Source organism: Lysobacter sp. 5GHs7-4 (genome assembly GCF_021284765.1).
Lineage (GTDB): Bacteria > Pseudomonadota > Gammaproteobacteria > Xanthomonadales > Xanthomonadaceae > Lysobacter.
On sequence record NZ_CP089924.1, the window covers coordinates 2,899,611 to 2,910,888 of the forward strand.

Sequence of the window (11,278 nt, forward strand, 5' to 3'; positions counted from 1 at the left end):
GTCGCCCGCTTCCGGCCGGAAAGCGGGCGACCGGCCCGGTCACCAATCTACGCCGAACGTGAGCTTGAACGTACGCGTCGGCTGGTCGATCCCGTCGCCGTTGCGGCGCCCGAAGTTGGGGTTGGGCCGCGCCGGCACGTTCGGGTTGGCCGGGTTGAAGCCGCTGCCGCGGCCGCTGTCGAAATTGTTCCAATTGCGCCAATTGAACACGTTCAGCACATCGCCACGTACCCGCAACTTCAGGTCGGTGCCGGTGTCCCACACCTTCTGCAAGCCTACATCCAACTGTTTGAAGGCGATGTCTTCGCCCGGAAAGTACGGATCGAAGTAGCCGTTGTTGACGTCGATGGCCATGAAATTCAGCGATTCGCGCGCGATCGGGCTGGTCAGCTTGAGCTTGGCCGAGAACGTCATGTCCCACGGCAGATCGACGATGCCGGTAGCCACGAAGCGGTGCTTGGCGATGCCCAGGGCCTCGGTGAACGCCACGTCGTCGAGGTTGGGATAGTCGAACGAGAACGTGTCGGAGTTGTTGCGGTTCTCCTTGGCGTCGCTGTAGGTGTAGGCCAGGCTGACGCCCCAGCCCGACTCCTGCGTATAGGGCTTCTCCAGCGACAGCAGCAGCGACGTCAGGCGCGTCTCCACCGCGTTGCGGCCGATCAGCAACTGGCCGAAGCCGGGCAGATTGGCCGGCGTGGTGTTGCCGAAGCTACGGCCCGGCGGGAAGAACGTGCCGTCCGGGCGGCGGTTGCCGACCGAGAACAGGATGCCGTCGTGGCTGAGCACGTGCATCACCGTCACCGACGAATTCCAGTCGTGGCCGAACAGGCCGAAGCTGTTGCGCATACCCAGGCTGAACTGGTCCGAGTACGGCGTCTTCAGGTTGTTGTCCAGCAACACCACCTGGGTGCCGCGATTGGGATTGGCCGCGACCAGCGCGTCCAGTTCGTTCTGGTTGAGGTACTTGGGATCCCAGGTCAGGCAACGGTCCGGCGTGCTGGTCGTGCAGACGTGGCCGGGGCCGTTGAAGAAATAGGTGTAGCTCTGGAAGGCCAGGTTGTAGCGCTCGCGCGCCAGGAAATCGAACTGGTTGCGGTTGTAGGAACGCCCGGCGCCGCCGAAGATCACGTGGCGCTGATCGCCGGCGAAATCGTAGGAGAAGCCCAACCGCGGCTGCCAGGCATCCTTGAACGCCTTACGGTTGTTGCCGGTGCTGATGAAGTCGTTGTAGTCGTAGTCGACGCGCGCATTATTGATGTTGGGATAGTTGCGCAACGCGGTGACCACCGCCGCCGGCGTGACGAAATCCTCGTAGGCCGGCGACGTCTCGTAGTCCCAGCGCAGGCCCAGGTTCAAGGTCAGGTGCTCGTTGACCTCCCAATCGTCCTGCAGGTAGATGCCGAACTGCTTGTTGTCGGTTTCCACCGGTCCGGTCTGGCCGATGCCGGTCGAGGAGAAGTTGACCTCGTAGGGCTGGGTCAGGCTGCGGTTGATGTCGTAGCGGAACTGCGGATTGGCCGGCTGGCGCTGGTAGGCGCTGATGTCGACCAGCTTGTACTTGAAGCCGGCCTTGATCGTGTGGCCCTGCCAGCCGAAGAAGGTGAAATCGTTCTGCAGCGCGTAACCCTTCTGGCCCTTGTTCTGCAGGTTGGCGCTGCCGCCGGTATTGAAGATGGTCTCCATTACCGGATTGTTGAGGTTGACCTGATCGGCGCGCGGCACGCGCAGGTTGTAGCCGGGCGCGTCGGTGAGCGGGCGCGGGCCGAAGCTCACGTCCTCGAAGGTCAGGTGCGCGTCGTTGAGCCAATCGGCCGCGCTGTACTGATAGCGCAGGTCCAAGCGGGTCTCCTCGCCCGCGTTGGAGGTGCCGTACGCGCCGGCGTTGACGCCGCCGATGCTGCCCGCCGTCACCTCCTCTTCCTTGCGGTGCTTGGCGGTGAACTCGAGCAGGTTGGCCTCGTCGATCGCGAAATCGATCTTGCCGAAGTACAGATCCTCGTGGAACGGCGCCGCCGTGGTGTTGCGGGCCGCCTCCTGCAGGAAGCCGGGCAGTTGGTCGATGCGGAAGTTGCGCCCGGGCGCGACTTCCTTGGGCGTCAGATAATCCTTGCCCTCGTAGGTCAGGAAGAAATGCATGCGGTCCTGCAGGATCGGGCCGCCGAAGGCGACGCCGTACTGCTCTTCCTTGGAGCGGATCTTGTTGCCGCTCTTGTCCTCGATCACCGTCGGCGCGCGCCAGCCGGTGAAGGTGCCGTCCCAGAACAGGCTGCCGGAGAACTCGTTGGTGCCGGACCGGGTCACCGCGCTGACCGCCGCGCTGCTGAGCTGGTCGTACTCGGCCTTGTAGTTGGAGGTGATGACCTTGTACTCGGCGATGCCCAACTGCGGGAACGGATTGCCGCGGGTCGAATCCTGGCCCGAGATGCCGCCTTTGAGCACATAGTCCTTCTGGCCGACGCCGTCGATGAAGACGTTGATGCCGTTGGCCAGCTGCGCGCCGCTGCGCAGGGAAATCGAGCCGTCGGTGCCCGTGCGCGTCTCCACGCCCGGCACGATGTCGGCGAACGCGAGGAAGTTGCGCGAGGCCTGCGGCAGCGCTTCGATCTGCTTACTGGAAACGTAGGTCGCCACTTCGGAGGTCTTGGTCTCGAACACCGGCGCGGCGGTCACGGTCACCGCATCGATGTCGGTCGCATCGGGCGCCGGCGCAGCCTCGGCCACGCCGCCGGTCGACAGATTCAAGGTCGCCGTCTGTCCGACCTGCACGGCGATGGTCTTGGAATTGGTCTGCCCGCCCGCACTCACGTCGATGCGGTAGGTACCGGGCGGCAGGCCTGCCACCGAATAGCTGCCGTTGGCGCCGGACTGCACCGACCGGCTCAGACCGGTGGCCACGTTGGTGGCGGTGATCTTGGCATCCGTCGCCGGCGCCGAATCCACGGTGACCTGGCCGCGGATGGTGGCCGCGGTGGACTGCGCCAACGCGGCCGGAGCCGCCAACGCCAGGCAACTGGCCAAGGCGCAGGCCAGCAATCCCGGCCTAGGCCGACGCATGTGAGTTTGATACGACTTCATCAGGTGTCCCTCTCCCCAAAAGGGTCGGCTGCAGCGTTCGGCCAGGTCCGTGGCGTGGATGGTGTGCGCCCAGGCTTCGCGGCCGCGAGCCGCGGCACCGGTACAGGCGTTGCGGTCGGGGAATGCGTGGCGATGGCGGATTGCGGCATGGAGCGGTGGTTTTGTGGTTGGGAGCAGCTCAGGCGCGGCCGCAGAAAGACCGACGAACGCAACGCGTCACGCCTGCCGCCCGGTGTGGACGGCAGGCGTACGCGCTATTACCAACTGAAACCCAGCGAAAGCTTGAAGGTACGGGTGTAGCCCGTGATGTCATCGTTGTGGTTACCGAAATTCGGATTCTCGACACCATTGATGCCACGGAACGTTTCAAAGCCGCTCCAGTTGCGGTGGTTGGTCACGTTAAGGATGTCGCCACGTACGCGAACCTTGAGGTCGGTCCCCGTGTCCCACTCCTTTTGCACCGCGATATCCCATTGGAAGAACTTGGCGTCGTCGAAATAGGCCGCCTTGAAGGTGCCGTTCGCGCAGCCGTCTTGTCCTGGCAGGGTCGCCGCCATGCAGTTCAGCGAGTCCTTCGCCACCGCACTGGTCACCACCACCTTGGTCGAGAACGTCATGCCCCAATTGGCATAGATGCCCGTACCGACGAAGCGATGCTTGGCAATGCCGATGGACGGAACCCAAGGATGGTCCTGGAGGTTCGGGTAGTCGAACACGTAGTGCTCATCGGAGTTGGCCGCATTGATGCGGTTCTCCTCGGAGTCGGTGTAGGTGTACGCCAGCGTGACGCCCCACGGAGACTCGGCCGTGAACGGCTTTTCCGCTGACAGCAGCAACTGGTTCATACGCGTTTCGACGCCATTGTCGGCTTTGATCAACGAGCCGAATCCCGGAATAGGCTGACCGAACGGCGCGCCGCCGAAAGTACGGCCAGGCGCGTAGAACGTGCCATCCGGATAGCGATTACCCAATGAGAAAATGATGCCGTCGTGACTGCGGATATGAACCACCGACACCGACGTATTCCAATCGTTTCCGAACATCGGAAACGTATTGCGCATACCCAGACTGAACTGATCGGAGTACGGAACCTTGATGTCGTTCTTGATCAGATTCACTTCCGAACCCAGATTCGGATTGGCCGCAACCAGCGCGTACAGCTCCTGCGGGTTGGTGTACTTCGGATCCCAATTGAAGCAGGTGGTGTTGTTGACGGCGCAAGGATTGCCCGGCGTATTGAAGAGCAGCGTATAGGCGGGATACGTGCTCTTGGATTGCTCCAGCGCTATGTAGTCGAACAAATTTCGATCGTAGGCACGCCCCGCCCCACCGAAGATCACATGGCGCTGGTCGGCGAACAAATCGTAAGAAAAGCCCAGGCGCGGCTGCCAGGCGTCCTTGAACGCCTTCCGATTGCTGCCGTTACTGATGTAATCCTCAATGTCGTAGTCGACATTGGCGTTATGGATGTTCGACCACGAACGTAACGCGGCGACCAGATTGGCCGGCGTCACGTAGTTCTCATAGCTCGGCGTGGTCTCGTAGTCGTAGCGCAGACCCAAGTTCAGCGTCAGCTTGTCGTTTACTTCCCAGTCGTCCTGGAAGTAGATGCCGTACTGCTTGTTCTTTGAGCTGATGTTCCGGTCGCCGACACCCGGGATCGGCGCACCGAAGCGCACCTGATAGGGAACAAAAGCACCCAACGAAGTGCGACCGGCATCGATGTTCGCCGGCAGATTGATCGAGAACTGAGGATTGTAGGGCTGCTGCTCGAAAGAGTTGATTTCGATCGACTTGTACTTGAAGCCCATCTTCATCGTATGGCCTTCGATGCCGCTGAAGGTCAAATCGTCTTGGAACCCCCAACCTTTCTGTCCTTTGTCCTGATAGTCCTGACCTCCCCCCACGTTCAGCACAGCGCCGCGGTTGCGGCTCTGAATCAGGTAACCAGGCGCCAGCGTTATCGCGCGCGGGTTGAAGGTTTCATCTTCGTAGGTGATATGGGCGTCGTTAAGCCAATCGATTCCACTCCACTGATAGCGCAGATCGTAACGCGTGCTCTCATTGTTGTTGGTCTTGCCGTAGCTGTCGGTGTCACGATTGCCTATGCCTTTGATCTCGCTTTCGTCGCGCTTCTTCACCGAGAACTCGAACAAATGGGCATCGCCAGGCTGCCAAGTCAGCTTTCCGAACCACAGATCCTCGTCGAACGGCGTCGAGGTCGGTCCGGTCAATGCGGCCAGATCGGGAGTTAAGGTATACCCAGTCTCCAACGATCCCGCGCTGACCGTCTGCGGGATATCGAACTGCTTCTTCTCGTAGGTACCGAAGAAGAACAAGCGATCCTGCACGATCGGGCCGCCAAAAGCCGCACCGTACTGCGTTTCCCCGGACGGCGCCTTTCGGCCTGCCCGCTCCTCGGCGGGTGTGGGTGAACGCCAGCTAGGCGTGTTGTAGCGATCCCAAAAGAAGTCCCCATGGAACTCGTTTGTGCCCGACTTGGTGACTGCCGTGATAGCGGCGCTGCTGATCTGGTCGTACTCGGCCTTGTAGTTGGAGGTGATGACCTTGTACTCACCGATCGCCAACTGCGGGAACGGATTGCCGCGACTGGCGTCCTGACCGCTGATACCACCCTTCAGCACGTAACCCTTCTGGCCCACGCCATCGATAAAGACGTTGACGCCGTTTGCGCTTTGGGCGCCACTGCGCAGCTGGGTCGAGCCATCGCCCTTCGTGTCGAATATCACGCCCGGCACGATATCGGCGAACGCCAGGAAGTTGCGCGACGTCTGCGGCAACGCCTCGATCTGCCGCTGCGTAATGTAGGTCGCCACCTCCGACGTCTTGGTCTCAAACACCGGCGCAGCGGTCACGGTCACCGCGTCGATGTTGGTCGCGTCGGGCGCCGGCGCGGCTTCGGCCACGCCGCCGGTGGACAGGTTCACGGTGGCGGTCTGGCCGACCTGCACGGTGATGGTCTTGGAGTTGGTCTGCCCGCCCGCGCTGACGTCGATGCGGTAGGTGCCCGGCGGCAGGCCAGCGACGGCGTAGCCGCCGTTGGCGGTGGACTGCACGCTGCGACTCAGGCCGGTGGCCACGTTGGTGGCGGTGACCTTGGCGTCGGTGGCGGGCGCGGAGTCCACGGTCACCTGGCCGCGGATGGTGGCGGCGGTGGATTGCGCGTAGGCGGCGGGGGCGGCCATTGCGAGACAGCTGATCAGTGCACAGGCCAACAATCTGCGCGTCGGCCGGCGGGTAAGACGTCGATAAGGCTGCATATGCTTTCCCTCTCTCCAAAGAAGCATTCGAGCTGGTTTGTAAACGTTTACATCGACAGGCAAAAAAAGGTCGTCACTCGCGTTTGCTGCGTTCGCTCTCCACCGGCGCACTGGAGGCGCGCACGATCAATTCAGGACGCAGGGCCTCGCGGCCCTCGTCGGCCAGGGCTTCGCCGGCGATCTGGGTCAGCAGCAGGCGCGCGGCGCGCGCGCCGAGTTCGGCGATGTTGACGCGCATGGTGGTGAGTGTCGGGTGCACGTAGCGGGCCAGCGGAATGTCGTCGAAGCCGGCCAGCGCGATCTCGCCGGGCACGTCCACCCCGCCCTGCGCGAACACGAACAGACAGCCCAGGGCCATCATGTCGTTGGCCGCGAACACCGCATCGGGCCGATGCTTGGAGCCCAACAATTCCAGCCCGGCCTGATGGCCCGAGGCTTCGTCGAAGTCGCCGGGCAGCACCCATTCCTCGGCGTCCGGCAGCAGGCGCTGCAGGGCGTCGCGGTAGCCGCGCAGGCGCTCGTGGGCGTCGTAGTTGTCGCTGGGGCCGGCGATGAAGGCGATGCGGCGGTGGCCGGAGGCGACCAAGTGCTCGACCATCGCCACCGCGCCGCCGTAGTTGTCCACGCCCAGCGAGATCACACCGGCGGTGGCGTGCTGGGTGTTGATCAGCACCGTCGGCAGGGTCGGTGCGAGTTCCTCGGCCAGCGGGCTGGACGAGGCCACGAACGGCGACATCACCAGCAGGCCGTCGACGCGTCCGCGCATCGCGCGCAGGGCGGCGCCCTGCTCTTCCGGATGGCCGTGATAGCTGGACACCAGCAGGTGCAAGCGGTGCTCGCGCGCGACCTGGTCGATGCCGCGCACCAGTTCGGAGAAGAATTCGCCGTGCAGATCCGGCAGCACCACGCCCAGGGTCTGGGTGCGGCGGCTGCTGAGGCTGCGCGCGGCGGCGTGCGGGGTGTAACGCAGTTCGTTGGCGGCGGCCAGCACGCGGCGACGCACCTCCTCGGCCACGTTGCCGTGTCCGTTCAAGGCGCGCGATACGGTGGCCACGGAAACTTGCGCCACTCTCGCCACATCTTTGATGGTTACGCTGGTCACGCCCTGAACCGCCCCTCCGCGGCTGGGATGCGGGATCGACTGTAAACGTTTTCAAACGCAAGTGTAAAGTTCGCGTTATCGGGATCGGGCACGGCGCCGGATCCCCGCGCGGACGCGGGAAATCCCCAGGCGCGCATGCTGCACTGCGGCATCATGCGGCGCTCAAGCGCCCTCCCCCGGTGCCCGCGCCTTGATCGCCAAGGCATGGATATCCGTGGTCATCATCTCGCCCAGCGCCGCGTACACCGCGCGGTGGCGCGCGATCGAATTCAAGCCGACGAACGCGGCGCTGACGATGTCGACGTTGAAGTGGCCGCGGCCGTCCTGCGCGCCGGCATGGCCGGCGTGGCGGTGGCTGTCGTCGACCACGTCCAGCGATTGCGGCGACAGCGCGGCGACCAGCGCGGCGCGGATCGCGTCGACGCGCTGTTCGCGCGGCAGCGCGCCGCTCACGGCAGCACCCGCTTGAACGGACGCACGTCGACGCGCGTGTAAACGCCGGCGGCGACGTAGGGATCGGCGTCGGCCCAGGCTTTCGCGGCTTCCAGCGAGGCGAATTCGGCGACGATCAGGCTGCCGCTGAAACCGGCCGGGCCGGGGTCTTCGCTGTCGATCGCCGGACACGGTCCGGCCAGCATCAGGCGGCCTTCGTCGCGCAGCGCGTGCAGGCGCGCAAGGTGCTCGGGACGCGCGGCCAGACGTTGCGGCAGCACGTCGCTGCCGTCATACCCTTCGATGAGATACCACATGTGATTCCGGTCAACCTCCAAGCGTGATGCGGGGTTCTGGGTTCAGCAAATTAGGGGAAATCCCGATTGCATGAACACAGTCCGATCGCGTCCTAATCGCCTCGTCCCGCACAGGGGAACGTGAACATCGGGACATCTTCATATCGGCGGTTATGCCGCCAACTACTCAGGAGGAGTGACATGAAGTCGAATTCCGTGAAAGCCACGGCCGCGATCGTAGGCATGATACTCGCAGGTTCGGCGGTTGCCGCCGGCAAGCCGCTGATCAGCAGCACCGCCACCGTCGCCAAGAGCGCCAACGACAACGCGCTGGAAAGCGTGCTGGCCAGTCCCTCGACCGCCAACGTGCGCCTGGTGCAGGTGGACGCGACGGCGGTGGACGCGTCGCAGATCGAAGTCGAGTTGGACGGCCGCGTGCTCACCGCCAATCGCAACAAGGTCGAGCGCACCGAAACCGGCGAAACCGTGTGGTACGGCAATTTCGGTCCGCGCAACAGCGCCAAGAGCCGCTCGGGCGTGGATCCGCTGAACTCGGCGATCCTGGTGCGCAGCGGCGACACCGTCACCGGCACGCTGCGCAGCGGCGGCAAGCTCTACCGCGTGCGTCCGCTGCCCGGCGGCGAACACGCGATCGTCGAAGTCGACGAAAGCCGCCTGCCGGCCGACCACCCGCACGACTACAACCGCCTGCCGACCATCCGCATGGCCGCGCCGGCGGACGACGGCCGCGTCGGCGCGCTCGGCATTCCGCCCGGCCCCACCGCGACCATCCGGGTGATGGTGGTGGCGACCAATCAGGCGGTGTCGGCCTACGGCGGCAACATGCAGTCGCTGATCCAGCTGGCGGTAGCCGAGTCCAACCAGGGCTACGTCAACAGCAACGTCGGGATCAACCTGGTGCTGGCCAGCTACACCACCACCAGCTACACCGAGTCGGGCAACTTCAGCACCGATCTGGCGCGCTTCCGCGGCACCAGCGACGGCTACATGGACAACATCCACACCACCCGCAACAGCAGCGCGGCGGACGTGGGCGTGATCATCATCAACAACAGCGGCTACTGCGGGCTGGCCTCGGGCATCGGCTCGACCGCGGCGACCGCGTTCGCGGCGGTGTATTGGGATTGCGCCACGGGCTACTACAGCTTCGCCCACGAGATCGGGCACCTGCAGAGCGCGCGCCACGACCCCGCCACCGATCCGTCCACCAGCCCCTACGCCTACGGCCACGGCTACCGTTATCAGCCGGCCACCGGCACGCGCTGGCGCACGATCATGGCCTACAACTGCAGCCCCAGCTGCACCCGCCTGAACTACTGGTCCAACCCCAGCATCAGCTACGGCGGCGTGCCCATGGGCACCGCGACCCAGAGCGACAACCAGCGGGTGCTGGTCAACACCAAGGCCACGGTCGCCGGGTTCCGGTGACCACCGCTTCGATCGGTTGAGCCCGATCCACCGAGTCTGAACGATCCTGCCGCCCTCACGGCAGGGTCGCCAGCGGCGGAGCGGGCGATCCACACCGGGCCGGGCCCCGCGAGTCGTCCGGCCTACCCTGCACGCTCCGCTGAACGCCGGCGCACCCGGCGTTCACCTCCAGCGCCGGTCCCCGGGCCGGCGCTGGACACTGCGCGCGCCAGCGCTTACCCTAAGCCTCACGCCCGAGGCCGGACGCAGCGGCCCGTCGCGACAGGTTCCCCACACCGTCGCCACGATCCAGCACCGCTGCAACCCACCGGCCCGCGCCCGCAACCCTCTCGAACTTCGTCGCCACGCTGACGCGCGGCACGGGCCGAGCCGTTCGGGCCCAGCTCCGACTTTATTGAGTTACGCCTCGCCTTCGATCCAGGCCGGACCGCGCCCGTTGCCGGTTGGCCACAGGCACCGCCCGCGGTGCCGGATCGCCGAGCGCGGTGGTGGTTGCCGAGGTCTGTCTTCACCCGGCGTCGCCGATCGGCGTTGCATAGCCTGTTCGTCGCGTCGTTTTCAGCAGTACCCACGGCCCGGAGGGGCCGGCCCAGCATGACCAACGAAAACGTGTCCGACGAAGCGCAGCCCGACGAGAGCGCGCCCGACGCCCCCGCAGCGGATCAAGCCGCTACCGGCGCCGAGCCCGCGTCGCCCGCGCCCGACGACACCGCGCCCGACGCGGCTGCCGATGCAGACCCCGGCGCGGTCGCGAACGCCGCCAGCCGTCCGCAGCAGCAGGAAATGCCGCTGGCGGTGATCCACGGCCAGCCGGTGCTGCAGATCCCGCAGGACCTGTACATCCCGCCGGACGCGCTGGAAGTGATCCTGGAGGCGTTCGAAGGCCCGCTGGACCTGCTGCTGTACCTGATCCGGCGCCAGAACCTGGACATCCTGGACATCCCGGTGGCGGACATCACCCGCCAGTACGTCGAGTACATCCAGGCCATGCACGAGATGCGTTTCGAGCTGGCCGCCGATTACCTGGTCATGGCCGCGATGCTGGCCGAGATCAAGTCGCGCATGCTGCTGCCGCGCGCGCCCAACGAGGAAGGCATCGAGGAAGACCCGCGCGCCGACCTGGTGCGGCGCCTGCAGGAGTACGAGCGTTTCAAGAAGGCGGCCGAGGACATCGACGCCCTGCCCCGCCAGGACCGCGACACCGCGCCGGTGCAGGCCTTCGTGCCCGACCGCGCCTCGATCCGACTGCCGCCGCCGGTGGATCTGAAGGAAATGCTGCTGGCCCTGCACGATGTGTTCAAGCGCGCCGAGCTCTACACCCAGCACGCGATCAAGCGCGACGCACTGAGCGTGCGCCAGCGCATGGGCGAGCTGCTCACGCGCATGGCCGACGGCGTGTTCCACCGCTTCGAATCGCTGTTCACGGTCGAGGAAGGCCGGTTGGGCGTGGTGGTGACGTTCCTGGGCTTGCTGACGCTGGCCAAGGAGCAACTGATCGAGATCGTCCAGGAAGGCCCGCTGGAACCGATCTACGTCAAGTCGCTGGCGCTGATGAAAGACCCCGACGAGATCGAGCTGAGCAGCGAGTTCGACGCCGCCAACGACGATCCCAACGCATGAGCCCGCGCCCGCGCCACCGCGGC

At 65.0% G+C, this 11,278-nt stretch carries 7 protein-coding genes; 2 read left to right on the forward strand and 5 right to left on the reverse strand.

Annotated features, from left to right (window positions below; translation table 11 throughout):
- Positions 1 to 39: 39 nt before the first annotated feature.
- The 5 genes from LVB77_RS13110 to LVB77_RS13130 form a co-directional block, all read right to left on the reverse strand.
- Entirely contained in the window at positions 40 to 3,054 is a 3,015-nt protein-coding gene (locus tag LVB77_RS13110; RefSeq protein ID WP_232906546.1) for a TonB-dependent receptor, read from the reverse strand.
- Between the two features lie 278 nt (positions 3,055 to 3,332).
- A complete protein-coding gene (locus tag LVB77_RS13115) occupies positions 3,333 to 6,281 on the reverse strand; it encodes a TonB-dependent receptor (protein WP_232906547.1) in 2,949 nt (982 codons plus the stop codon).
- A gap of 148 nt (positions 6,282 to 6,429) precedes the next feature.
- The gene (locus LVB77_RS13120) at positions 6,430 to 7,410 is read right to left on the reverse strand and encodes a LacI family DNA-binding transcriptional regulator (RefSeq protein ID WP_232906548.1); all 981 of its coding nucleotides are present in this window, start codon (positions 7,408 to 7,410) and stop codon (positions 6,430 to 6,432) included.
- 210 nt (positions 7,411 to 7,620) lie between these two features.
- Entirely contained in the window at positions 7,621 to 7,911 is a 291-nt protein-coding gene (locus tag LVB77_RS13125) for a BolA family protein (protein ID WP_343226200.1), read from the reverse strand.
- A complete protein-coding gene (locus tag LVB77_RS13130; protein ID WP_232906549.1) occupies positions 7,908 to 8,207 on the reverse strand; it encodes a YciI family protein in 300 nt (99 codons plus the stop codon). The genes LVB77_RS13125 and LVB77_RS13130 overlap by 4 nt, the downstream gene beginning before the upstream one ends.
- 180 nt (positions 8,208 to 8,387) lie before the next feature.
- Between LVB77_RS13130 and LVB77_RS13135 the strand changes: the two genes are divergently transcribed.
- Positions 8,388 to 9,635: a zinc-dependent metalloprotease gene (locus LVB77_RS13135; RefSeq protein WP_232906550.1), complete on the forward strand. Its 1,248-nt coding sequence runs from the start codon at positions 8,388 to 8,390 to the stop codon at positions 9,633 to 9,635.
- 594 nt (positions 9,636 to 10,229) lie between these two features.
- Positions 10,230 to 11,255 (forward strand): ScpA family protein, encoded by a 1,026-nt coding sequence (locus tag LVB77_RS13140; RefSeq protein WP_232906551.1) that lies wholly within the window; start codon positions 10,230 to 10,232, stop codon positions 11,253 to 11,255.
- The last annotated feature ends 23 nt before the right edge of the window (positions 11,256 to 11,278 follow it).